Source organism: Flavobacterium psychraerolatum, from assembly GCF_025960985.1.
In the GTDB taxonomy this organism is placed as follows: domain Bacteria; phylum Bacteroidota; class Bacteroidia; order Flavobacteriales; family Flavobacteriaceae; genus Flavobacterium.
This window is the reverse complement of sequence record NZ_JAOQMX010000001.1, coordinates 21,926-44,349: the sequence shown is the minus strand read 5'-3', so window position 1 is coordinate 44,349 and position 22,424 is coordinate 21,926. Positions and strand designations below refer to the sequence as shown.

Here is a 22,424-nt window from a genome sequence, read left to right as displayed (position 1 = left end):
ATAGTAGTCAAAGGCTTAATACCCATACTTACCTTTCCATCGATTTTTCAAAAATTCTCGTGTTGTATTTTCACGAGAATTTTGACCTGGATTGTACAGGACAGTTTCAGTTAATTCTGTGGGTAAGTATTCTTGTACTTCAAAATTGTTTACATAGTCATGTGAGTACTTATACTCATCACCATAACCCAATTCTTTCATTAATTTTGTTGGTGCATTTCGTAAATGAATAGGCACCGATAAATCGCCAGTTTGTTTTACCAATTGCTGTGCTTGATTGATAGCCATATAACTCGCATTACTTTTAGGAGAAGTTGCCAAATAAATGGCACACTGACTCAAGATAATTCTACTCTCTGGATAACCAATTGTAGTCACAGCCTGAAACGTATTGTTGGCCATAATCAATGCTGTTGGGTTGGCGTTTCCAATATCTTCACTAGCAGCAATAAGCATTCGTCTTGCGATAAATTTCACGTCTTCGCCACCTTCAATCATTCTGGCCAGCCAATAAACGGCACCATTGGGATCACTCCCTCGAATCGATTTTATAAAAGCCGAAACAATATCATAATGCTGTTCACCACTTTTGTCATACAAAACCGTATTTTGTTGTGCCAATTGCAACACACGCTCGTTTGTAATTTTAATTTTGTCGCCAGAAGAAGCATTTATGACCAATTCAAAAATATTTAATAGCTTACGGCCATCACCACCAGAAAGACGCATTAAAGCCTCTGTTTCGGTTAATTCTATACTCTTAGCCTTTAAATAAGGATCCGTTTTTAAAGCTCTGTTCAATAAAGCTAATAAATCCTCCTTTGTGAACGGATTTAATATATAGACCTGACAGCGAGAGAGTAAAGCTGGTATTACCTCAAAACTCGGGTTTTCAGTCGTAGCCCCAATCAATGTAATCCAACCTTTTTCGACCGCTGCCAATAAAGAATCCTGTTGTGATTTACTAAACCGGTGGATCTCATCAATAAACAAAATGGGGTTTTTGGTCGTAAACAAACCACCACTCTGCTTTGCCTTGTCAATCACTTCTCGAATGTCTTTTACCCCCGAGTTGATGGCGCTCAATACATAAAAGGGTCGCTTAGATTCTTGTGCAATAATCTGGGCCAAAGTAGTTTTACCAGTTCCAGGAGGTCCCCACAATAGTAGTGAAGGGATGAGGCCTCTTCCTATTTGATGTGTTAACGAGCCATTGGGTCCCACAAGGTGCGCTTGGCTTATGTATTCTTCTAAGGATTGTGGACGTATACGTTCTGCTAATGGTGCTTCCATTTTTTTATTGTAAAATATATAAATTGGTAATCCTATATAAAAGTAGGATACAACAAAATTAAGGATTCTATTTTTAATTTGGAGCTATTCCCGCTCTACACTATATCTTTTATATCTCAAAAAAGAGTTATATAAATATGCCGTTTCGATCGGAGCTAAAATGGACTCGTGTTCTCAAGGGCAATTATGGCAAAAAGAGGAGTCAATAGTCACATAGTATGACATAATTGCACAATTGTCCTTTTTGGTTACATTATTGATTCCTTTATTGCAAAGAATAATTTATGGACAATGATATTAAATATTCCAATAGTGTTTGGGGGGTACCACTTTTTTTTGTGCTTTCCCTCTGGGTAGTATATTGGCTCCAAATACGATTTGATTACGATTTTATAGAAAACGGAATTTATCCAAGAACATTTTCGGGTTTACAAGGAGTAATATTTAGTCCATTTATCCATGCCGATTTAAGTCATTTGTATAATAATTCTTTGCCGCTGTTCGTTTTATTGGCTGCACTTCAATTTTTTTATGCCAAAGAATCGACTGCAATAATTGTTCTCGGAATCCTATTTTCAGGTTTAGGAACTTGGTTAATCGGTCGTTCTAGTTACCATATTGGGGCCAGTGGATTGATATATGTACTGTTTAGTTATATTTTTTTCAAAGGTATCCTCAGTAAATATTATCGATTAGTAGCATTGTCGTTAACAGTTATCATGGTCTATGGCGGAATGGTATGGTATGTGTTCCCCAAGGTAGATGAAGTGGTCTCTTGGGAAGGACACCTTGCAGGATTAATTACGGGTTTGATATTAGCTTTTATAAAAAAGACACCCGAACATCAAAAAATTATTAAATACGATTGGGAACGTCCAGAATATGATCCTTCTGGAGATAAATTCATGCAACGCTTCGATGAAAATGGAAATTTTGTGAATCTTCCAATTCCAGAACCTGTTCCTGAGGAATATTTTTATTCCAATTGGAATGTTAATTATGAATTAGTAGAAAATAAAAAAAACGAATCAGAAGCAGAGTTCTAATTCGTTTTAGATTGTATTTATTTCCAAAGTATCTAGTTCTCATTTCAGAGGCTAGGGAATTTAACTTCTCTGTCTTACTGCTTCGTATAAAAAAGCACCACAAGCTACAGATACATTCAGTGACCCGATAGTTCCAAACATAGGTAATTTTGCTTTTTCATCAACGATTTTAAGAACCGATGGATTAACACCTCGATCTTCAGATCCCATAATGATAGCGACTCCTTCATTTAATGAGATGTCATATATGTTCTTGTCTGTTTTTTCTGTTGCAGCTACGGTTTTAATACCACTTGCTTGTAGTAAGAAAATAGCATCTTTAATGTGTTCCACTTTACAAATCGGAATATTAAATACTGCACCTGCAGAAGTTTTTACAGTATCTCCGTTTACAGGAGCCGATCCCGACTTTTGAACAATAATTCCATTCACGCCTGTACATTCAGCAGTACGTATTATAGCACCAAAGTTACGAGCATCTGATATTTGATCTAATATTAAAAACAATGGAGCTTTTCCATTTTCTAATACTGTCTCAATCAAAGTCTCCAAATCAAAAAAGGAAATAGGAGAGATACTTGCAACTGCACCTTGATGATTGTTTGGTGTTAATCTATTTAATTTCTCAACTGGAACGTAAGAAAAATTGATATTGCCTCGTTTCAAAACTTTCATTAAGTCTTTCATCAATTCGCCCGAAGCTTCTTTTTGAATATATACTTTATCTACAGTAGCACCCGCTTGAATTGCTTCAATTATCGCTCTTATTCCAAATATTTGATGTTCTTTTTCCATGGTACAAAGATATAAAAAAACCATCAGCGAAAGCTGATGGTTTTAAAAAATTAGATATTCAGTAGTCTAATATTCATCTTCTAAGAATCCTGTTCTTTTATGTCCAGTATAAATCAAAACTTTTGTTGGATCATAGCTAAATGTAGCTTTAAATGATATTTTATCTACTACATGTCCTGCTTTAGATAATCCAGCACCTTTTTCAATTTTACCATCAGTGATAGTTACTGTTGTTCCATCTTCAAGTAAGTTGGGTACTGCTGTAGCTGTGAATGTACCTTTCGCAAGATCCATTGTTACTTTAGATTTTAAATACCAACCATGTTTTGCATCATCAATCCACATTGTATTGTCATTGGCAGCGGTGTTATATGTAGAATGTAAAGAATAATCTACTTCTATATCTCCAGTTGTATTGGTAATTTGTATATACCAATCTCCAGCATATGCTTCTGTAGATGTACCTCCTGCAGTTGGGTTTCCACCTTCGTCACATGATGCAAAAGAGGCGAAGACAAGAAAGCCAAGAAGGAGTTTTATTATATTGTTTTTTACTATATTCATTTTTATGATATTAAAGTTGAACTTGAGTTAATGTTGCTAAGAAATTATATGTTGTTGTACCTGTAACCCAGGTAGTATTCAAGACTAATTTCTTTGTAATAGGATTAACCGTTAATCCCGTTATATTTACTGTTCCTCCAAAGTAAGAATTTGTTTGCGTTCCTGGAAAGGTAAAGTTATTGGTTGGGATATCAATCGCTTTAATAATTCCTCCTGGAGATTCACTATGAGCGATTGCTCTACCAAACTCATACCAGCCTCCAAATGAATCAGATATTTGATATGTTCCGTCTGTATTTTTCCAAATATAGATGTATTCGATGTCAATATAAGAATCTCCATCATTTGTACCGTTTCTCAAAATAGTACTTGTGTAAACACCTTCGATACTATTAATTAAATCTCCAGTTTTATATACAATTACTTTTCTAGACCCTTTTCCAACAAATCCGTCAGAGTTTGTAGCGCTATAAGTAACAGCATACTCGTCCATTATTGAAGTGTCAAGAGTAGTTGATCCTCTGTATTTTCCTAGAGCTGTCGTTACAGTTGGTACTACTTTTGATCCTTCTTTTGCTACTGCTCCTGGATCAACATATGTAGATCCTTGTTTTACAAAATAGGGATTGTCTCCAGTAATAGTGAAAACTGCAAATGTTGTTATTTGTGATAAATTGTCCGTTTCTACATTAGAACAAGCAGTAAAAAGTGAGCTTGCAATAAAAATAGCGATGATTATTTTTCTCATAATTTTATATTTTATTTCCACCAAATGGCAGTTGTTATTGGTTGTAATACTGGTGTGTTTGGGTTTGCATTTCTTTCTGTTAAAGGATATGCTAATCGCTGTGGAAATAATCCATTTGTTGCACCATTTAAAGAATAAACAAATTGTCCTGCAATATAGGAAGCACTTGTTTGGTAAACAGTAGATGTTTTAGGATATCCAGTTCTATTTTTTTCAAAAAAGGCTTCAAAACCATTACCAGGAAAGCTTGCAATCCATTTTTGTGTGATGATTGCTTCAATTTTTTGTTCAAGAGTTCCTGTTGGGTAAGCATATGCTCCTGCCAATAATGTATCTGCAGTTAATCCATATCTTGCAAAGTTTGCATTTACAGCAGCTTCGTATAATTCTTTTGCACCTGTTCCAGAATTATATCTTTCCATAGCTTCTGCTTGTAGAAAGTAGCTTTCTTCTGCACTCAATAAAAATGCGGGTGTAAAAGCGCTTAGTTTTACAATTGCTATTGTTCCAGCGCCAACTGGGTTGTTGTAATCTCCTTGATTTAGGGAGTTTCCTGGAAGATAATATGCTGCTTTTCTACTATCTGCGTTAGCGTCAAAATAAGAAGCTAATGTTGTACTCATTCTTAAATTTGTAGCGACATTTAATTTTCTATTATTAAATTCAAACAAAGGGTTACTTTGATTCACTTCATTCTTAAATTGGTCCATTCCTGCATCAACTGTTAAGAATTCTGTTCCGGCTGTTATCATTGCTGTTATTCCAGCGCTTGCAATTGAAGCTCTACTACTGTTAGACTGTCTCATGAATACTTTAAGTTTTAAAGTGTTCGCGAATTTTGTCCATTCACTCATGTCTCCTGCAAATAATAAATCATCTTTGGCAGGAATACTACCTTTAGATGAAGATAGATCTTTTGAAAGTGCTAAATTCAAATCGTCTATCATGAAAGTGTAAACCTCTTCTCCTGTATTAAATTTAGGATTTAATAAAGTAATGTCATTAGCTTCTTTATATGGTATTGATCCGTAAAAATCGGTTAATACTTGAGATGCTTGTACTTCAAGAACAGTAGCTATTAAGAAGTAGTTCCAGTTTTCTTCAACCAAGGCTCTTCTTTTAATGTTTCTAATGTCTCCCAATGCATCATACATTCCGTCCCAAGCATAGTTGAAGTCTGATGTTCCAATCGAATAATTATCTATGTTTTTATACTGGTTTGCAGAATTACTTTGTGTCCAATACTGAGACCAAACTCCCCCAATAATGGCTAATGGAGCTCCCTCTGAACCAATCACTCCAATTATACCTGCAGGTAATTGTGCCGAAAGAGGCGCATTTATAGGATTTAGTGAATCTGGATCTGCATTGATGTCTAGGTCGGTATTACAGGCGGTAAATGTTGCTGAAATAACTAATATACTTATTATAAATTTTTTCATTTTCTTTCTTTTTAAAATGTTAGTTTGATGCTAGCACCATAACTTCTCTGTGAAGGGTTAGTTCCAAATTCACCTTGCTCACTTAATAATCCTGTTCCAAAAGTTGATAATTCTGGATCTACATATGGATTATCTTTAGGAGTCCATAAGGCTAAATTTTTACCATATAGGCTGAATGATGCTCTACTTAATCCCAATCTTTTAACTAATTCTGAGTTAAGGGTATATGTCAATGACACATCTCTTAGTCTAACAAAAGTTTTATCAATTACATGTGTTTGCTCGATTCCAGGATTATTAGTTGTATTATAGAAATTTGCAATTTCACCAATGCTTACTTCTTTTGTGTTTTCGGTATAGCCTGTTACTGCTCCATCACTATTGGTTACCTCATTAACTGAATTTGGAACAATAAATGTGTTTCTGTCATTGTATGTAGTCTCTATTCCATTTCCGACAAAGTTAGATAGTCTCTTAGTATAAGAGTACATTTTCCCACCTTGTTTCCAATCAAGTCCCATTGCTAAGGCAATGTTTTTATAGGTAAATACATTCTTCAAACCCATTACGAATTTTCTTTGTGCATTTCCGATATTTTGTTCATCATTTGTTATTTTGTAAAACCCAGTTGCTGGATCAACAACATATTGTCCTTGCTCATTTACTACAGGGACTTTTGCTGAAAACACTCCTAATGGTTGTCCTTTAACTGCATTAAAAGTTACTCCATAGTTACTAGCTAAATTTAATTTTTCTACTCCACCAGCGATATTCAGTACTTCACCTACGTTTTTAGTAAATGTTGTGGTGATATCCCATTTAAAGTCATTTGTTTTTACAGGAACAACATTTAAAAGTAATTCAACCCCTTGATTACGTACATCTAATATGTTTCCAGTTTGTGTCGCATATCCTGTTGATGTTGGTAAAGGTCTTTTGAATAATAGATCATTTGTTGTTCTACTATAAAATGATCCATCAAGAAAAACTCTTTTATTAAATAAACTAGTTTCAAAACCGAACTCGATTTCGTTTGTTCTTTCAGGTACCAAATCTTTATTTCCTAAATTTGATGAGAACTCGTATCCATTAACTCCTCCAATAGGCAAGAATATGTTTCCGAATCCTAATGATGCATTCCCGGATATTAATGCTGTTTGAGTTTGGTATGGATCAGTATCTTTACCAATTTCGGCATAAGATGCTCTTATTTTTAAGAAATAGTCTTGAGCGTCTAATACGATTGCACTTAATGCAGCAGATGAATAAAAGTATGAATTATTTCCTTGTGGTAAAGTTGACGACCAGTCATTTCTAGCTGTTACTGTTAAAAAATAACGGTTTTTGTATGCTGTTTCAACAGATCCAAAAGCACCAAAACTCTTTCTAAACAAATTGTTTTGTACAACTTGTGGTTTAACAGATGAGTTTGATAATTCATAGTATTCAGGAATATCTAAGTTTGTTATAGAAGCTTGTAATAAACTATTTTTCCTTTGATTTGTATTAAATCCTATAAAAGAAGTAATATTGATGTCATCATTAATTGTTGTATTGTAGCTTAAAATCATGTTAGAGTCAAATTGTACATTCTCTCTAGTGTTTTCTGTTACACCACCAACCGTTGGGATTGTCGCTGCATTATCTTGTGCAGATCCCGGAGTGAAGTTTATGATTGCACCGTAAGATTTTAGTTTTTCAACTCCATAATCTCCACCTACTTGGTAGCTAAGAGATAATTTTTCGTTAAATTGATAGTTGAAATTTACATTACCATATAACCTGTTTCCATCAATTTTAGTAGAGTTTTCATTTACTACAAAATATGGATTAGATGAATATGGTGTAAAGAAATTACTAGATGTTGCATAAGGATTGTTTATATAGTCTTTTTGATCAACTACACTAATATCTCTAGGTATTTGCAATAACTCTTGCATAAGTGTGTTACCTTGACCTGAAGCAGAACCTTGCCCTGTATTTACAGCATTTTGGTCCTTCTTAACATAGTTTATACTAGTTTTTACACTTAGTTTTTTTCCTTTTATTCCTGCATTTACACCAAATGTCTTTCTTAAATACGCATCAGCATTTGTAGGTATTATTCCATCAGAGTTAACATCAGTATAATTGATAGAGAAATTTGAATTTTCACTTCCACCACTAAGTCTTACGCTGTTTGTAAATGTATGTCCGATTGTGAAGAAGTCCCTTAGATTATTTTCAAGTGCTACATAAGGTTTTATTTGTTGTTGGTTGTCAATAATAGTCCCATGAAGTCTAACTTCACCATTAAAGGCAGGTCCCCATGAACCATTTTCATTACTAGCAGTGTTCGGAGATCCAGTCCAATTAGACCATGATTTTCCATTCCATCCTTGTCCAAATTCATTTTGTAAGTGTGGTACCCTTGCAACTTGTGAAAAATCAGATGAACTGCTTACTTCTACGGTTAATTTTTGATTATTTTTACCAGATTTAGTTGTAATAATAATAACTCCATTTGCAGCTCTTGAACCATAAAGTGCTGATGCAGCGGCTCCTTTTAAAACGGTCATACTCTCGATGTTGTTTGGATCTACATCTCCAATACCTGTTCCCGCATCATACGTTCTTGTCGCACTAGTTTCAGATGAACTTGAGGTATTGTTGTTAATAGGTGTTCCATCTACAATGTAAAGTGGGCTACTGCTTGATAACGAGTTAAACCCTCTAATAACTACCTTAGATGATGCTCCAACTTGTGCAGGGGCGCTAATGTCAACACCGGCAATTTTACCGGATAATGATTCAAAAACATTTGTATTGTTAACTTCGGTAAGTTCTTTACCAGTTACAATAGACGTTCCGGCTGCTAAAGCTCTTTTTTGTTTTTTGATACCAAAAGCAGTTACCACAGCTCCTTCTAATTGTACTGCAGTGCTTACTAATTTAGCGTTAAGTGTTGCTGAACTAGCGGTTAGCTCTTTAGTTTCCATGCCGATGTAGCTAAAGATAATAACTTGTTTTGGTGAAGCTTTAATGGAATATTTTCCATCAAAATTTGTTTGTGCACCAGATTTTGTTCCTTTTACAAGAATGCTTACTCCAGGTAAGGGCATTCCCATATCATCAGAAACAACTCCTGAAACAATTCTTTCTTGCGCAATGATAAATTGCGTTGTTAGTACTAAGATAAGTACTAAGATTCTACTGAATTTTAGTTTCATTTTAATAAATTTTGAATTAGTGTTACAAACATCTTAATTATTTGTTAACATTCCAAATATATTCGGAGCTATTCTTATGCATGCATATGAGTTTTAGGATTTAAACATAATAAAGGCGTTTTGTTGTAAATAATTCTTTTTTTTAACTTTTTAGAACTGAATATTATAATTGAGACTGACTATTGTGTTGGATAGGTTTGTTTTTTGTTGTTTTTCGACTCCATTTGCAAAGGTTAATTTTAGTAATCCGTTTTTTGTTTGAATGCCTAGCCCTATGCCGATTCCAGTGATGCTTTCACTTTTGTCTGTTGTAGAAAATGGATCTTTGAATACTGAATAGTCAAAAATAGAGTGGAGGTAGAGGTTAGGAGATACTACATACCTATATTCTGTAATTATCGAAGTAAGGAATTGTGCTTGTAAACTATTTTCTGCAAATCCTCTAATATTGGCTGTTCCACCAAAGCGATATAATTCGTTAGTGAAATAGCTTGGGCTTTTTAACAAATAATTTTGTAAATTAAGGTATAAATAGTTTTTTAAATTAAATTGAAAAGTAAAGCTTGCTTTTAAGTCAATGTAAAGTTGTTTGTTGGAGATGCTATTTTCTGATAAGTCGTTGTTGGTTCTTTTTCCGAAACCAGTTTTAATAGAGAGTGAGCTTTTTTGAGGAAATAAAGGTCTATTATAGTCGTAATTGGTATATTCGTAATTGGCTGTAAAAAATGAGTTTTTATAATCTTTTACTGTGGTATTATTGCTGTTCTGAATATCGCTTGATTCGGTAAACTGTACTCCTATATACAGACGGCTATTGTAGTTTATAAGGTATCCTATATCTGCTGCTGTTTTTGTGTTTTGAAAAATACTATCTTGTTTGAAAATGTTTATTTGTGCTTTCAAACCAATATTGGAGTTGAAAATATAAGGAACTTCTAAGTTGGTTGTAAATGTTTTTTGATTTTTCCCATCGGTTTTCCAGTATAGTGAAAATTGTTCACCAGCATTTAATGTGTTTTCTAGTTTTAGATCTAGGTAGCCATTTATGATTAGTTTGTTGTTGTCTCCAGTGTTAAATCCTAGGTATCCGTCAAAAGTATTTGATTTTCTTTTTTCAAGATAAACGTATATTTTAGTGCTGTCTTGTAATAATAGAATTTCGGGAAATTTAATTTGATTCATGAAACGGTATTTTTGAACGTCTTGGTAGATGTTTAAGACTGTGCTTTTGTTGAATATTTGTTTTTTAAATTTTAAATTTAATTGTTTGAGGTGTCCTGGTGGTAATATGTTTTTTTTGTCATTAGGATCCTGTTTTACTATGATTTCGTCTATTATTCGATTTGTTCCGCTGGTAAATAGTAAGTTTGCACTAATGTTATTTTGCTGTTTTTTAATATTGCTTAGGTTTATTTTTGCTAATGCATACCCTTTTTTTTCTGCTTTTTGTAAAGTTGAGGAAAGAAAGTTTTTTATTTCAATATAAGGTACGGTTATGCTGTCATTTTTAATAGGGTTTATGAATTGTCGTAATTCTGGATTTGTACCTATATATATATGTATGTATTTTGTTTGCTTTCCAAGTACAAAACTAGAAGTGTAAGTAGAGTCGTTTTTTTTTATAATAGTTCCTGGTATAGTTGTTATAAATCCAATGTTCAATAGTTTTTGTGTAGTTTTTTCTATTTCTTGACTTATGGCTTTTAGATTACTGTGTTTGGATTGATATGCTGTTGAGTCTATGATGCTGGTTTCTGTTAAGGTGTTTCCTTTAATTTTTAAATAAAAATTTTGGGCTGATAATGTCAGTCCTGAGATAAAAAGTAGATATAAAAGAATATGTTTTTTCAAGAAATTATAATTTTTATAAATGTAATGCAAATATCAATTGTTTGCAGGTAAAATCAAATATCTAAATAATCTTGTTGAAAATTAATGAATTAACGTTTGCGGAGTAAAAAATATTTCATACATTTGCAACCCCGTAAAAAGCGGGAATTAAAATTACATAATAAAATTTTAGTATTAATTATGCCAACAATTCAACAATTAGTAAGAACAGGAAGAACTCAGATAACTAAGAAGAGTAAATCGGTTGCTTTAGATTCTTGTCCTCAAAGAAGAGGGGTTTGTACGCGTGTTTACACTACTACACCAAAAAAACCAAACTCTGCAATGCGTAAAGTAGCGCGTGTACGTTTGACAAATGGTAATGAAGTGAATGCCTACATCCCTGGTGAAGGACACAATTTACAAGAGCACTCGATAGTATTAGTTAGAGGTGGAAGGGTAAAAGATTTACCAGGTGTTAGATATCACATCGTTCGTGGTGCCCTTGATACGTCAGGAGTAGCAGGAAGAACGCAAAGAAGATCTAAGTACGGTGCTAAACGCCCAAAAGAAGCAAAAAAGTAATTTAAAACGTTAGGAGTTATAAGTTAATAGTTATGCATTTACATTTGAATGTTATTCAGTGCTTGTAATGCACAGCAGTTATCCTATGACCTATAACTTTTTATTAAAAAAAAGACATGAGAAAAAGAGCGGCAAAAAAGAGACCACTTTTACCAGATCCAAGGTTTAATGACCAATTGGTAACACGTTTTGTGAACAACCTAATGTGGGATGGTAAGAAATCAACAGCTTTTAAAGTTTTTTATGATGCAATTGACATCATTGAGGCTAAAAAGCAAGATGCAGAAAAACCTTCATTGGAAATATGGAAAGACGCCTTGACAAACGTTATGCCTCACGTAGAAGTACGTAGTCGTAGAGTTGGTGGAGCAACATTCCAAATTCCTATGCAAATTAGACCAGACAGAAAAATCTCTATGGCTATGAAATGGTTAATTCTTTATTCAAGAAGAAGAAACGAAAAGTCTATGGCTCAAAGGTTAGCGAATGAATGTTTAGCTGCGGCTAAAGAAGAAGGAGCTGCTGTTAAGAAAAGAATGGATACTCACAAAATGGCAGAAGCGAACAAAGCTTTCTCTCACTTTAGATTTTAATTCTTAAGAAATGGCTAGAGAACTTAAATATACAAGAAACATAGGAATTGCTGCTCATATTGATGCTGGTAAAACAACAACAACAGAGCGTATATTATTCTATACAGGAAAATCACACAAAATTGGTGAAGTACACGATGGTGCTGCAACAATGGACTGGATGGCACAAGAACAAGAAAGAGGTATTACAATTACTTCTGCTGCTACAACTTGTGAATGGAATTTTCCAACTACTCAAGGTAAAGTTTTGCCTGAGACATTGCCTTATCACTTTAATATTATTGATACTCCAGGACACGTTGACTTTACAGTTGAAGTAAACCGTTCTTTACGTGTTCTTGATGGTTTGGTTTTCTTATTTAGTGCTGTTGATGGTGTTGAACCTCAATCTGAGACTAACTGGAGATTAGCGGATCAATACAAAGTGCCTCGTATCGGATTTGTTAATAAAATGGATAGGCAAGGTTCTAACTTTTTGATGGTTTGTCAACAAGTAAGAGATATGCTTAAATCTAATGCTGTAGCGATCACTTTGCCAATTGGTGAAGAGAATGATTTTAGAGGTGTTGTGGATTTAGTAAGAAACCAAGCTATTGTTTGGGATGATGCAGGAATGGGAGCAACTTATGAAGTTGTAGATATCCCTGCTGATATGGTTGACGAAGTAAAAGAATACAGAGATATTCTTATCGAAGCGGTAGCTGATTATGATGAGGATTTGCTTGATAAGTACATGGAAAACCCTGATTCTATTACAGAAGAAGAGATTAATATTGCTTTAAGAGCTGCTGTAATGGATATGGCTATCATTCCTATGATTGCTGGATCATCTTTTAAAAATAAAGGAGTTCAATTCATGTTAGATGCAGTATGTAAATACTTGCCTTCTCCAATGGATAAAGATGGTATCGAAGGGATTCATCCTGATGATGCTGAGCTTTTAGAAGAAGATCAAACTAAAATCTTGCGTAAGCCAGATGTTAAAGAGCCATTCGCTGCTTTGGCATTTAAGATTGCTACTGACCCATTCGTAGGTCGTTTGGCTTTCTTCCGTGCTTATTCAGGACGTTTAGATGCAGGTTCTTATGTTTTGAACACACGTTCAGGAAACAAAGAAAGAATTTCTCGTATCTACCAAATGCATGCTAACAAGCAAAACCCAATCGATTATATCGAAGCTGGAGATATTGGAGCAGCAGTTGGTTTTAAAGATATTAAAACTGGAGATACATTGTGTGATGAAAAACACCCAATTATTCTTGAGTCTATGAAATTCCCAGCGCCAGTAATTGGTATCGCTATTGAACCTAAAACTAAGGCTGACGTAGATAAAATGGGTATGGCTTTGGCTAAATTAGCTGAAGAAGATCCTACATTTACAGTTAGAACTGATGAGGCTTCGGGGCAAACTATTATTTCTGGTATGGGTGAGCTTCACTTAGATATCTTGGTAGATCGTATGAGACGTGAATTCAAAGTTGAAGTAAACCAAGGTGAGCCTCAAGTTGAATACAAAGAAGCTTTTACAAAATCTGCAGTTCATAGAGAAACTTACAAAAAACAATCAGGAGGTCGTGGTAAATTCGGTGATATCGTATTTAAATTAGAGCCAGCTGATGAAGTTGATGGTAAGCCAGGTGTTGGCTTGCAGTTTGTTAATGCTGTAAAAGGTGGTAACGTTCCTAAAGAATATATTCCGTCTGTAGAGAAAGGTTTCCGTGAAGCTATGAAGGCTGGTCCTTTAGCTGGATATCAAGTGGATAGTTTAAAAGTAACTTTGACAGACGGATCTTTCCATCCTGTCGATTCAGATGCTCTTTCTTTTGAATTAGCAGCTAGAATGGGTTATAAAGAAGTAGCTAAGGCTGCTGGGGCTGTTGTTCTTGAGCCAATCATGAAAATGGAAGTTATTACACCAGAAGAAAACATGGGAGATATCGTAGGTGATATCAACCGTCGTAGAGGTCAGGTGAATGACATGGGAGATAGAAATGGTGCTAAAACTATTAAGGCAGATGTGCCATTATCAGAAATGTTTGGATATGTTACTACATTGAGAACATTATCTTCTGGTCGTGCAACTTCTACTATGGAATTTTCACACTACGCTGAAACGCCTTCTAATATTTCAGAAGCAGTAATCAAAAAAGCAAAAGGAAACGCTTAATTTTAAGAAAATGAGTCAAAAAATCAGAATAAAACTAAAATCTTACGATCACATGTTGGTAGACAAGTCTGCTGAAAAGATTGTAAAAACGGTTAAAACTACAGGTGCAGTTGTTACAGGTCCAATTCCATTACCAACTCACAAAAAACTTTTCACTGTTCTACGTTCTCCGCACGTTAATAAAAAAGCAAGAGAGCAATTCGAAGTTATGTCATACAAGAGATTGATTGACATTTATTCTTCTTCATCTAAAACTATTGATGCTTTGATGAAATTAGAATTGCCTAGTGGAGTTGAAGTAGAAATCAAAGTTTAGGTTTCTAAGTAAGAGAATTTGAGAGCACTTTGTTTAAGTGAAAACTTTTTTTGGATTGTGTGTAAATAAGTTATACTTTTGCACCACTTTAAAAATAAGAGTTCACTTAAATGATGTGTTCTATTTTTATATTTAATAATTAATAATTAATAATTATGTCTGGGTTAATTGGTAGAAAAATCGGCATGACTAGTCTTTTTGACGAGAACGGGAAAAATATTCCTTGTACTGTAATTGAGGCGGGTCCATGCGTTGTTACCCAAGTCAGAACCAAAGGTGTTGACGGGTACGAAGCGTTGCAACTTGGTTTCGATGACAAAAACGAGAAACATTCCACAAAAGCGGCTTTAGGTCACTTTAAAAAAGCGGGAACTGTAGCTAAGAAAAAAGTCGTTGAATTCAAGGAGTTTGCAGAAGGAAAAAAATTAGGAGATCTTATTGATGTTTCTATTTTTATTGAAGGAGAGTTTGTAGATGTACAAGGTGTATCTAAAGGTAAAGGTTTTCAAGGGGTTGTAAAACGTCACGGTTTTGGTGGTGTTGGTCAAGCAACTCACGGTCAACATAACCGTCTAAGAGCGCCAGGTTCTGTAGGAGCGTCATCTTATCCGTCTAGAGTATTCAAAGGAATGCGTATGGCTGGAAGAATGGGAACCGACAATGTAAAAGTTCAAAACCTTAGAGTTTTAAAAGTAGTTGCTGAAAAGAACCTACTTGTTATTAAAGGATGTGTTCCTGGACATAATAACTCTTATGTAATCATCGAGAAGTAATGGAAGTAAAAGTATTAGATTTCAACGGAAAAGATACTGGAAGAAAAGTACAACTTTCTGATTCAGTATTCGCAATTGAACCAAATAATCACGCTGTATACCTTGATGTTAAGCAATATTTAGCTAATCAAAGACAAGGAACGCACAAAGCTAAAGAAAGAGCTGAAGTGACGGGAAGTACACGTAAGATTAAAAAACAAAAAGGAACTGGTACTGCCCGTGCGGGAAGTATTAAGAATCCATTGTTTAAAGGTGGAGGTAGAGTTTTTGGACCTAGACCAAGAAGTTATTCATTCAAATTGAATAAAAGCTTGAAGCGTTTAGCGAGAAAATCTGCTTTCTCAATCAAAGCAAAAGAGTCAAATATTATCGTTCTTGAGGACTTTAATTTTGAAGCACCAAGCACTAAAAATTTCATTAATGTTTTGAAGGCTTTAGAGTTAGATAATAAAAAATCACTATTTGTATTGGGTGAGTCAAATAAAAATGTATATTTGTCGTCACGCAATTTGAAAGCATCAAGCGTGGTAAGTAGCTTAGAATTAAGTACTTATGCTATTTTGAATGCTAATAATTTAGTGCTTTTGGAGAGTTCTTTGGAAGTAATTGAAGAAAATTTAAGTAAATAATAGGATATGAGTATCATAATTAAACCTATAGTAACGGAAAAAGTAACCAAAGAAAGTGAAGTTTTAAACCGTTTTGGATTCGTTGTTAACAAAAAAGCAAATAAAGTCGAGATTAAGAAAGCTATTGAAGCTGCTTATGGTGTGACTATTTTGAGTGTTAACACAATGAATGTAAGACCAGATAGAACTACTAAATACACTAAAAGTGGTTTAATCAGTGGAAAGACAAATGCAATTAAGAAAGCAATTGTTCAAGTACAAGAAGGAGAAACAATTGATTTTTACAACAATATCTAAGATAGAAAAATGTCAGTAAGAAAATTAAAACCTATTACCCCAGGTCAGCGATTTAGAGTTGTGAATGGTTATGACGCTATTACAACTGATAAGCCGGAACGCTCTTTGATAGCGCCGATAAAAAACTCTGGAGGTAGAAATAGTCAAGGAAAGATGACCATGCGCTACGTAGGTGGTGGTCACAAGCAGAGATATCGTATTATTGATTTCAAACGTACAAAAGAAGGAATTCCAGCTACAGTGAAATCAATCGAATATGATCCAAATCGTACTGCGTTTATCGCTTTATTAGCTTATGCTGATGGTGAGAAAACTTATGTTATTGCTCAAAACGGATTGAAAGTTGGTCAGAAATTAGTTTCTGGTCCGGAATCTCAACCTGAAATTGGTAATACATTACCTTTAAGCAGAATCCCATTGGGAACTGTAATCTCTTGTATTGAGTTACGTCCAGGTCAAGGAGCAGTAATTGCTCGTTCTGCTGGAACTTTTGCTCAATTAATGGCGAGAGATGGAAAATTTGCTACAATCAAAATGCCTTCAGGTGAAACAAGATTAATCTTGTTGACGTGTGCGGCTACAATTGGAGCAGTATCTAATTCTGACCACCAATTGGTAGTATCTGGAAAAGCAGGTAGATCAAGATGGTTAGGTAGAAGACCTAGAACAAGACCTGTTGCAATGAACCCTGTTGATCACCCAATGGGTGGTGGAGAAGGTCGTTCTTCTGGTGGACATCCACGTTCAAGAAATGGAATACCAGCAAAAGGTTATAGAACACGTTCTAAGAAAAACCCGAGTAATAAGTATATCGTAGAACGTAGAAAGAAATAATAAGATATGGCACGTTCATTAAAAAAAGGACCTTTCGTTCATTATAAGTTAGACAAGAAAGTTCAAGAAAACATCGCAGGTGGAAATAAAGGGGTAGTAAAGACTTGGTCTAGAGCTTCTATGATTACTCCTGACTTCGTTGGACAAACTATTGCGGTTCATAACGGTCGTCAATTTGTACCAGTTTACGTAACAGAAAACATGGTAGGTCACAAATTAGGAGAATTTTCACCAACTAGATCTTTTAGAGGTCATGCTGGAGCAAAAAATAAAGGTAAAAAATAAGAAGCAATGGGAGTTCGTAAAAGAGAAACAGCAGATGCGAGAAAAGAGGCTAATAAGTCTATTGCTTTCGCAAAATTGAATAACTGCCCTACTTCACCTAGAAAAATGCGCTTAGTAGCGGACTTGGTAAGAGGTCAGAAGGTAGAAAGAGCACTTAACATCTTGAGATTTAGTTCTAAAGAAGCTTCAAGAAAATTAGAAAAGTTAGTTTTGTCTGCAATCAACAATTGGGAGCAAAAAAACGCTGATGCTAGTATTGAAGAAGCTGGTTTATTTGTTAAGGAGATTAGAGTAGATGGTGGAATGATGTTGAAAAGACTTCGTCCAGCTCCACAAGGTCGTGCACACAGAATTAGAAAACGTTCAAACCACGTAACAATCGTGTTAGGATCTATTAATAACACACAAGCAATTTAATAAAGATGGGACAAAAGACAAATCCAATTGGAAATAGACTTGGTATCATCAGAGGATGGGACTCTAACTGGTATGGTGGGAATGATTACGGTGATAAAATCGCTGAAGATCACAAAATCAGAAAGTATATCCATGCTCGTTTATCAAAAGCTAGTGTATCAAAAGTAATTATCGAGAGAACTTTGAAACTTGTAACCGTTACTATCACTACTGCTAGACCTGGTATTATTATCGGTAAAGGTGGACAAGAGGTAGACAAGTTAAAAGAAGAACTTAAGAAGATTACAGATAAAGAGGTTCAAATCAACATCTTTGAAATCAAAAGACCTGAGCTTGACGCGTATCTAGTTGCTACAAGCATCTGTCGTCAAATCGAAAGCCGTATTTCTTACAGACGTGCAATTAAAATGGCTATTGCTGCCTCTATGCGTATGAACGCTGAAGGGATCAAAGTTTTAATTTCTGGTCGTTTGAATGGTGCTGAGATGGCGCGTTCGGAAGGTTTCAAAGAAGGAAGAGTTCCTTTATCAACTTTCAGAGCTGATATTGATTATGCATTAGCTGAAGCGCATACTACTTATGGTAGAATGGGTATCAAAGTGTGGATCATGAAAGGTGAAGTTTATGGAAAGAGAGATCTTTCTCCACTTGCTGGAATGGACAAAAAACAAGCTGGCGGAAAAGGTGGAGATTCTCCTCGTGGAAAATCTAACTTTAATAAAGGTGGAAAACCAGACGCTCGTAAAAGAAAGTAATTTTTAAATTAAAGAAAAATGTTACAGCCTAAAAGAACAAAATACCGTAAGGTACAAAAAGGTAAAATGAAAGGGAACTCTGGAAGAGGGCATGAACTTTCTAATGGAATGTTTGGTATTAAATCTGTACATGAAGATGGTATGTTTCTAACTTCTCGTCAAATTGAAGCTGCACGTATTGCTGCTACTCGTTTTATGAAAAGAGAGGGACAATTATGGATCAAAATATTTCCAGACAAACCAATTACTAAGAAACCTCTTGAGGTACGTATGGGTAAAGGTAAAGGAGCAGTTGAGTATTGGGCTGCCGTTGTTAAACCCGGAAGAATTATGTTTGAAGTTGGAGGAGTTCCTTTGTCAGTTGCAAAAGAGGCGTTACGTCTTGCAGCTCAAAAGCTTCCAGTAAAAACTAAATTCGTTGTTGCTAGAGATTTCGAAGCATAATCTATATTATATTATGAAACAATCAGAAATAAAAGATCTTTCTGCAGCACAGTTGCAAGAAAACCTTAGCCAGGCTAAGAAAACATATGCTGACCTAAAAATGGCTCATGCTATCTCTCCAATTGAGAATCCGCTTCAAATTAGAAGTTTAAGAAGAACAGTTGCAAGATTAGCCACTGAGTTAACTAAAAGAGAATTGCAATAATTGTAATCTGCTGAAAGATGGAAGAAAAAAGAAATTTAAGAAAAGAAAGAATAGGTGTTGTAACGTCTAACAAAATGGATAAATCTATTGTTGTTGCACAAGTTACTAAAGTAAAACACCCGTTATACGGTAAGTTTGTATTGAAAACTAAAAAGTATCATGCACACGACGAAACGAACAACTGTAACATTGGAGATACTGTAAGAATTAGCGAAACGCGTCCTTTAAGTAAAACTAAATGTTGGAGATTAGTTGAAATCCTAGAAAGAGCTAAATAATTATGGTACAACAAGAATCAAGACTAAAAGTAGCAGATAACACAGGAGCTAAAGAAGTTTTAACTATCCGTGTTTTAGGAGGTACCAAAAGAAGGTATGCTTCTGTTGGTGATAAGATTGTAGTTTCTATAAAAGATGCAACTCCAAACGGGAACGTTAAAAAAGGAGCTGTTTCAACTGCAGTTGTAGTACGTACCAGAAAAGAAGTGAGAAGAGCCGATGGTTCTTATATCCGTTTCGATGACAATGCATGTGTTCTTTTGAATGCTGCAGGGGAAATGAGAGGAACTCGTGTTTTTGGACCGGTAGCAAGAGAACTTCGTGAAAAACAATTCATGAAAATTGTATCATTAGCACCAGAAGTGCTTTAATTCGTTTTAAGATGATAAAGCTAAAAATAAAAACAGGGGACATCGTAAGAGTAATTGCTGGTGACCATAAAGGTGAAGAAGGTAAAGTATTACGTGTTGACCGTGAGAAAAACAAAGCTATTGTAGAAGGTGTAAACATGGTTTCGAAACATACGAAACCAAGTGCTAAAAGCCCTCAAGGTGGAATTGTAAAAAAAGAAGCTTCTATTCAAATATCTAATATCTCTCTAATTGATCCGAAAACAAAGGAAGCAACTAGAACAGGAGTTAGAATTGAAGGAGATAAGAAAGTAAGATTTTCAAAAAAATCTAATCAAGTACTATAGTAATGGCATATATACCTAGACTAAAAGAAGAATATAAGAGTAGAGTTATCTCTGCTCTTACAGAAGAGTACGGATATGTAAACGTAATGCAGGTTCCTAAATTGGACAAAATCGTTTTAAGCCGTGGTGTTGGAGCAGCTGTTTCTGACAAAAAACTTATTGACTATGCAGTTGATGAGTTGACAAAGATAACTGGACAAAAAGCGATATCTACTATCTCTAAGAAAGATGTTGCATCTTTCAAATTGAGAAAAGGGATGCCAATTGGAGCGAAAGTTACTTTGCGTGGAGAAAGAATGTATGAGTTTTTAGATAGACTTATTACATCTTCTTTACCACGTGTTAGAGATTTCAGTGGAATTAAAGCTACTGGTTTCGACGGAAGAGGAAACTACAATCTTGGGGTTTTAGAACAAATCATTTTTCCTGAAATTGATATTGATAAGGTAAACAAAATATCTGGTATGGATATCACTTTTGTTACTACTGCTAAAACTGATAAGGAAGCAAAGTCATTATTGACTGAATTGGGATTACCTTTTAAAAAGAATTAAGATATGGCTAAAGAATCAATGAAAGCCCGTGAGGTTAAAAGAGAAAAAACGGTAGCAAAGTATGCTGAGAAAAGAAAAGCTTTGATAGAAGCTGGAGATTTCGTAGGTTTGCAGAAATTACCGAAAAATGCTTCGCCAGTTCGTTTGCATAATAGATGTAAATTAACAGGTAGACCAAGAGGGTATATGCGTCAATTCGGTATTTCACGTGTAACATTTCGTGAGATGGCTAATAATGGATTGATACCAGGGGTTAAAAAAGCTAGCTGGTAAAATATTGAGTTTTAATTGGTTAAAGGTTCGACAGAAAGTCTGGAGAAAACCATAATCGCAAATATATACATATGTATACAGATCCTATTGCAGATTATTTAACAAGGGTTAGAAACGCTGTGGCTGCAAACCACAAAGTTGTCGAAATTCCTGCATCTAATCTAAAGAAAGAAATTACTAAGATCTTATTCGATCAAGGTTATATCTTAAGTTACAAGTTTGAGGACAATTCTGTTCAGGGTTCAATCAAAATCGCTTTAAAGTATGATAAAGATACTAAGGAGCCTGTAATCAAAGATATCCAAAGAATTAGTAAACCAGGTTTACGTAAATATTCAAGTTCGGCTTCTATTCCTAGAATCCTTAATGGATTAGGAATTGCTATTGTTTCTACATCGAAAGGTTTGATGACAGGAAAAAAAGCAAAACAACTTAACGTTGGTGGAGAAGTAATTTGTTACGTATACTAATTAAAAGACGATAAGAAGATGTCAAGAATAGGTAAAAGTCCAATTGCAATCCCTGCCGGAGTAACTGTTGAAGTTAAAGACGGTATTATTACAGTTAAAGGAAAAAACGGTCAACTAACACAGGAGTTTTCGGACGTTACTGTTACAGTTGAAGGCGATCAAGTTCAAGTTGAAAGATCGTCTGATCATAAAGACCAAAGAGCAAAGCACGGTTTGTACCGTTCATTGATCAATAATATGATTATTGGTGTAACGGAAGGTTTTACTAAATCATTAGAATTGGTAGGAGTTGGTTATAGAGCTTCTAATCAAGGACAAAGATTAGATTTGGCTTTAGGGTTTTCTCACAATATTGTTTTAGATATTGCTCCAGAGGTGTCTTTGGAAACAATCTCTGAAAAAGGTAAAAACCCAATTGTGAAGTTAACATCATTTGATAAGCAACTTTTAGGTCAAGTAGCGGCAAAAATTAGAGGTTTCCGTAAGCCTGAGCCGTACAAAGGAAAAGGTGTGAAATTTGTAGGTGAAGTATTAAGAAGAAAAGCAGGTAAATCAGCTTAAAAAATTAAGATTATGTCATTAACGAAACCTCAAAGAAGACAGAGAATTAGATTCAGAATTAGAAAAACAATTAGTGGTACTGCTACTAATCCAAGACTATCTGTTTTTAGAAGTAATAAAGAAATTTACGCACAACTTATAGATGACGTAAATGGAGTTACTTTATTAGCTGCTTCATCAAGAGAAAAAGAAATAGAAAAAGGTACGAATATTGATGTTGCTACTGCAGTTGGGAAACTTGTTGCAGAAAAAGCATTAAAATCTGGGATAGAAGTAGTAACGTTCGATAGAGGAGGTTATTTGTATCACGGTCGTATTAAATCATTAGCTGAAGGCGCGAGAGCGGCTGGGCTTAAATTCTAAT

29 protein-coding genes are annotated in these 22,424 nt (G+C 34.8%); 22 read left to right on the top strand and 7 right to left on the bottom strand.

Annotated elements, in window-relative coordinates; genetic code table 11:
• Positions 1-15 precede the first annotated feature (15 nt).
• Positions 16-1,293 carry a replication-associated recombination protein A gene (locus M2326_RS00270; RefSeq protein WP_264617559.1) on the bottom strand — a complete coding sequence of 426 codons (1,278 nt, stop codon included), beginning with the start codon at positions 1,291-1,293 and terminating at the stop codon, positions 16-18.
• A 284-nt stretch (positions 1,294-1,577) separates the two neighbouring features.
• Between M2326_RS00270 and M2326_RS00265 the strand changes: the two genes are divergently transcribed.
• Entirely contained in the window at positions 1,578-2,339 is a 762-nt protein-coding gene (locus tag M2326_RS00265) for a rhomboid family intramembrane serine protease (protein WP_264617558.1), read from the top strand.
• Positions 2,340-2,399: 60 nt separating this feature from the next.
• Here the strand turns inward: M2326_RS00265 and rlmB are convergent, their stop codons facing one another.
• From rlmB to M2326_RS00235, 6 genes are all read right to left on the bottom strand, one after another.
• The gene (rlmB, locus tag M2326_RS00260; RefSeq protein WP_264617557.1) at positions 2,400-3,134 is read right to left on the bottom strand and encodes a 23S rRNA (guanosine(2251)-2'-O)-methyltransferase RlmB; all 735 of its coding nucleotides are present in this window, start codon (positions 3,132-3,134) and stop codon (positions 2,400-2,402) included.
• A gap of 66 nt (positions 3,135-3,200) precedes the next feature.
• Positions 3,201-3,698, bottom strand: a complete 498-nt coding sequence (locus tag M2326_RS00255; RefSeq protein ID WP_264617556.1) for a lipid-binding protein — start codon at positions 3,696-3,698, stop codon at positions 3,201-3,203.
• Positions 3,699-3,708: 10 nt separating this feature from the next.
• Positions 3,709-4,446 (bottom strand): DUF5011 domain-containing protein, encoded by a 738-nt coding sequence (locus M2326_RS00250; protein WP_264617555.1) that lies wholly within the window; start codon positions 4,444-4,446, stop codon positions 3,709-3,711.
• Between the two features lie 11 nt (positions 4,447-4,457).
• On the bottom strand, positions 4,458-5,888 hold the full coding sequence (locus M2326_RS00245; RefSeq protein WP_264617554.1) for a SusD/RagB family nutrient-binding outer membrane lipoprotein: 1,431 nt from the start codon (positions 5,886-5,888) through the stop codon (positions 4,458-4,460).
• 11 nt (positions 5,889-5,899) lie between these two features.
• Positions 5,900-9,097 carry a SusC/RagA family TonB-linked outer membrane protein gene (locus M2326_RS00240; RefSeq protein WP_264617553.1) on the bottom strand — a complete coding sequence of 1,066 codons (3,198 nt, stop codon included), beginning with the start codon at positions 9,095-9,097 and terminating at the stop codon, positions 5,900-5,902.
• A gap of 150 nt (positions 9,098-9,247) precedes the next feature.
• Positions 9,248-10,948 carry a BamA/TamA family outer membrane protein gene (locus tag M2326_RS00235; RefSeq protein ID WP_264617552.1) on the bottom strand — a complete coding sequence of 567 codons (1,701 nt, stop codon included), beginning with the start codon at positions 10,946-10,948 and terminating at the stop codon, positions 9,248-9,250.
• A gap of 180 nt (positions 10,949-11,128) precedes the next feature.
• Here M2326_RS00235 and rpsL point away from each other — a divergent pair, with 180 nt between their 5' ends.
• From rpsL to rplR, 21 genes are all read left to right on the top strand, one after another.
• A complete protein-coding gene (gene rpsL, locus M2326_RS00230; protein WP_007136570.1) occupies positions 11,129-11,512 on the top strand; it encodes a 30S ribosomal protein S12 in 384 nt (127 codons plus the stop codon).
• Between the two features lie 116 nt (positions 11,513-11,628).
• On the top strand, positions 11,629-12,105 hold the full coding sequence (gene rpsG, locus M2326_RS00225; RefSeq protein WP_264617551.1) for a 30S ribosomal protein S7: 477 nt from the start codon (positions 11,629-11,631) through the stop codon (positions 12,103-12,105).
• A 10-nt stretch (positions 12,106-12,115) separates the two neighbouring features.
• Complete coding sequence (gene fusA / locus M2326_RS00220) at positions 12,116-14,272, top strand: elongation factor G (protein ID WP_264617550.1); 2,157 nt, start codon at positions 12,116-12,118, stop codon at positions 14,270-14,272.
• Between the two features lie 10 nt (positions 14,273-14,282).
• Complete coding sequence (gene rpsJ / locus M2326_RS00215) at positions 14,283-14,588, top strand: 30S ribosomal protein S10 (protein WP_007803605.1); 306 nt, start codon at positions 14,283-14,285, stop codon at positions 14,586-14,588.
• Between the two features lie 155 nt (positions 14,589-14,743).
• The gene (rplC, locus tag M2326_RS00210) at positions 14,744-15,361 is read left to right on the top strand and encodes a 50S ribosomal protein L3 (RefSeq protein ID WP_264617549.1); all 618 of its coding nucleotides are present in this window, start codon (positions 14,744-14,746) and stop codon (positions 15,359-15,361) included.
• Entirely contained in the window at positions 15,361-15,990 is a 630-nt protein-coding gene (gene rplD / locus M2326_RS00205) for a 50S ribosomal protein L4 (RefSeq protein ID WP_264617548.1), read from the top strand. Before rplC ends, rplD begins: the two co-directional genes overlap by 1 nt.
• A 6-nt stretch (positions 15,991-15,996) precedes the next feature.
• Positions 15,997-16,287: a 50S ribosomal protein L23 gene (rplW, locus tag M2326_RS00200; protein ID WP_007136564.1), complete on the top strand. Its 291-nt coding sequence runs from the start codon at positions 15,997-15,999 to the stop codon at positions 16,285-16,287.
• Between the two features lie 9 nt (positions 16,288-16,296).
• Positions 16,297-17,121: a 50S ribosomal protein L2 gene (gene rplB, locus M2326_RS00195; RefSeq protein ID WP_264617547.1), complete on the top strand. Its 825-nt coding sequence runs from the start codon at positions 16,297-16,299 to the stop codon at positions 17,119-17,121.
• A gap of 6 nt (positions 17,122-17,127) precedes the next feature.
• A complete protein-coding gene (gene rpsS, locus M2326_RS00190; protein ID WP_007136562.1) occupies positions 17,128-17,406 on the top strand; it encodes a 30S ribosomal protein S19 in 279 nt (92 codons plus the stop codon).
• Between the two features lie 6 nt (positions 17,407-17,412).
• A complete protein-coding gene (gene rplV, locus M2326_RS00185) occupies positions 17,413-17,823 on the top strand; it encodes a 50S ribosomal protein L22 (protein WP_108740330.1) in 411 nt (136 codons plus the stop codon).
• A gap of 5 nt (positions 17,824-17,828) precedes the next feature.
• Entirely contained in the window at positions 17,829-18,578 is a 750-nt protein-coding gene (gene rpsC, locus M2326_RS00180) for a 30S ribosomal protein S3 (RefSeq protein WP_239868223.1), read from the top strand.
• A gap of 18 nt (positions 18,579-18,596) precedes the next feature.
• The gene (gene rplP, locus M2326_RS00175; RefSeq protein ID WP_016989325.1) at positions 18,597-19,022 is read left to right on the top strand and encodes a 50S ribosomal protein L16; all 426 of its coding nucleotides are present in this window, start codon (positions 18,597-18,599) and stop codon (positions 19,020-19,022) included.
• A 13-nt stretch (positions 19,023-19,035) separates the two neighbouring features.
• Positions 19,036-19,227, top strand: a complete 192-nt coding sequence (gene rpmC / locus M2326_RS00170; RefSeq protein ID WP_108740332.1) for a 50S ribosomal protein L29 — start codon at positions 19,036-19,038, stop codon at positions 19,225-19,227.
• A 17-nt stretch (positions 19,228-19,244) separates the two neighbouring features.
• On the top strand, positions 19,245-19,505 hold the full coding sequence (rpsQ, locus tag M2326_RS00165; RefSeq protein ID WP_239868221.1) for a 30S ribosomal protein S17: 261 nt from the start codon (positions 19,245-19,247) through the stop codon (positions 19,503-19,505).
• Between the two features lie 2 nt (positions 19,506-19,507).
• The gene (gene rplN, locus M2326_RS00160) at positions 19,508-19,876 is read left to right on the top strand and encodes a 50S ribosomal protein L14 (protein WP_239868219.1); all 369 of its coding nucleotides are present in this window, start codon (positions 19,508-19,510) and stop codon (positions 19,874-19,876) included.
• 11 nt (positions 19,877-19,887) lie between these two features.
• Entirely contained in the window at positions 19,888-20,202 is a 315-nt protein-coding gene (rplX, locus tag M2326_RS00155; RefSeq protein ID WP_264617546.1) for a 50S ribosomal protein L24, read from the top strand.
• Between the two features lie 2 nt (positions 20,203-20,204).
• Entirely contained in the window at positions 20,205-20,756 is a 552-nt protein-coding gene (gene rplE, locus M2326_RS00150; RefSeq protein ID WP_239868214.1) for a 50S ribosomal protein L5, read from the top strand.
• A gap of 3 nt (positions 20,757-20,759) precedes the next feature.
• A complete protein-coding gene (gene rpsN / locus M2326_RS00145) occupies positions 20,760-21,029 on the top strand; it encodes a 30S ribosomal protein S14 (protein WP_024981518.1) in 270 nt (89 codons plus the stop codon).
• A 71-nt stretch (positions 21,030-21,100) separates the two neighbouring features.
• Positions 21,101-21,499 (top strand): 30S ribosomal protein S8, encoded by a 399-nt coding sequence (gene rpsH / locus M2326_RS00140; protein WP_264617545.1) that lies wholly within the window; start codon positions 21,101-21,103, stop codon positions 21,497-21,499.
• A gap of 18 nt (positions 21,500-21,517) precedes the next feature.
• On the top strand, positions 21,518-22,060 hold the full coding sequence (rplF, locus tag M2326_RS00135) for a 50S ribosomal protein L6 (RefSeq protein ID WP_264617544.1): 543 nt from the start codon (positions 21,518-21,520) through the stop codon (positions 22,058-22,060).
• 12 nt (positions 22,061-22,072) lie between these two features.
• Positions 22,073-22,423: a 50S ribosomal protein L18 gene (gene rplR, locus M2326_RS00130; RefSeq protein WP_264617543.1), complete on the top strand. Its 351-nt coding sequence runs from the start codon at positions 22,073-22,075 to the stop codon at positions 22,421-22,423.
• Position 22,424: the final 1 nt, after the last annotated feature.

Coding starts and splice junctions, on each gene's coding strand:
- M2326_RS00265 (WP_264617558.1), top strand. CDS start 1,578: ATGGACAATGATATTAAATATTCCAATAGTGTTTGGGGGGTACCACTT.
- rplC (WP_264617549.1), top strand. CDS start 14,744: ATGTCTGGGTTAATTGGTAGAAAAATCGGCATGACTAGTCTTTTTGAC.
- rlmB (WP_264617557.1), bottom strand. CDS start 3,134: ATGGAAAAAGAACATCAAATATTTGGAATAAGAGCGATAATTGAAGCA.
- rplF (WP_264617544.1), top strand. CDS start 21,518: ATGTCAAGAATAGGTAAAAGTCCAATTGCAATCCCTGCCGGAGTAACT.
- rpsH (WP_264617545.1), top strand. CDS start 21,101: ATGTATACAGATCCTATTGCAGATTATTTAACAAGGGTTAGAAACGCT.
- rpsS (WP_007136562.1), top strand. CDS start 17,128: ATGGCACGTTCATTAAAAAAAGGACCTTTCGTTCATTATAAGTTAGAC.
- M2326_RS00245 (WP_264617554.1), bottom strand. CDS start 5,888: ATGAAAAAATTTATAATAAGTATATTAGTTATTTCAGCAACATTTACC.
- rpsC (WP_239868223.1), top strand. CDS start 17,829: ATGGGACAAAAGACAAATCCAATTGGAAATAGACTTGGTATCATCAGA.
- rplE (WP_239868214.1), top strand. CDS start 20,205: ATGGCATATATACCTAGACTAAAAGAAGAATATAAGAGTAGAGTTATC.
- M2326_RS00250 (WP_264617555.1), bottom strand. CDS start 4,446: ATGAGAAAAATAATCATCGCTATTTTTATTGCAAGCTCACTTTTTACT.
- rplB (WP_264617547.1), top strand. CDS start 16,297: ATGTCAGTAAGAAAATTAAAACCTATTACCCCAGGTCAGCGATTTAGA.
- rpsG (WP_264617551.1), top strand. CDS start 11,629: ATGAGAAAAAGAGCGGCAAAAAAGAGACCACTTTTACCAGATCCAAGG.
- rpsL (WP_007136570.1), top strand. CDS start 11,129: ATGCCAACAATTCAACAATTAGTAAGAACAGGAAGAACTCAGATAACT.
- rplD (WP_264617548.1), top strand. CDS start 15,361: ATGGAAGTAAAAGTATTAGATTTCAACGGAAAAGATACTGGAAGAAAA.
- fusA (WP_264617550.1), top strand. CDS start 12,116: ATGGCTAGAGAACTTAAATATACAAGAAACATAGGAATTGCTGCTCAT.
- rplP (WP_016989325.1), top strand. CDS start 18,597: ATGTTACAGCCTAAAAGAACAAAATACCGTAAGGTACAAAAAGGTAAA.
- rplV (WP_108740330.1), top strand. CDS start 17,413: ATGGGAGTTCGTAAAAGAGAAACAGCAGATGCGAGAAAAGAGGCTAAT.
- M2326_RS00270 (WP_264617559.1), bottom strand. CDS start 1,293: ATGGAAGCACCATTAGCAGAACGTATACGTCCACAATCCTTAGAAGAA.
- M2326_RS00255 (WP_264617556.1), bottom strand. CDS start 3,698: ATGAATATAGTAAAAAACAATATAATAAAACTCCTTCTTGGCTTTCTT.
- rpmC (WP_108740332.1), top strand. CDS start 19,036: ATGAAACAATCAGAAATAAAAGATCTTTCTGCAGCACAGTTGCAAGAA.
- rplW (WP_007136564.1), top strand. CDS start 15,997: ATGAGTATCATAATTAAACCTATAGTAACGGAAAAAGTAACCAAAGAA.
- rpsJ (WP_007803605.1), top strand. CDS start 14,283: ATGAGTCAAAAAATCAGAATAAAACTAAAATCTTACGATCACATGTTG.
- rplR (WP_264617543.1), top strand. CDS start 22,073: ATGTCATTAACGAAACCTCAAAGAAGACAGAGAATTAGATTCAGAATT.
- M2326_RS00240 (WP_264617553.1), bottom strand. CDS start 9,097: ATGAAACTAAAATTCAGTAGAATCTTAGTACTTATCTTAGTACTAACA.
- rplN (WP_239868219.1), top strand. CDS start 19,508: ATGGTACAACAAGAATCAAGACTAAAAGTAGCAGATAACACAGGAGCT.
- rpsN (WP_024981518.1), top strand. CDS start 20,760: ATGGCTAAAGAATCAATGAAAGCCCGTGAGGTTAAAAGAGAAAAAACG.
- rplX (WP_264617546.1), top strand. CDS start 19,888: ATGATAAAGCTAAAAATAAAAACAGGGGACATCGTAAGAGTAATTGCT.
- rpsQ (WP_239868221.1), top strand. CDS start 19,245: ATGGAAGAAAAAAGAAATTTAAGAAAAGAAAGAATAGGTGTTGTAACG.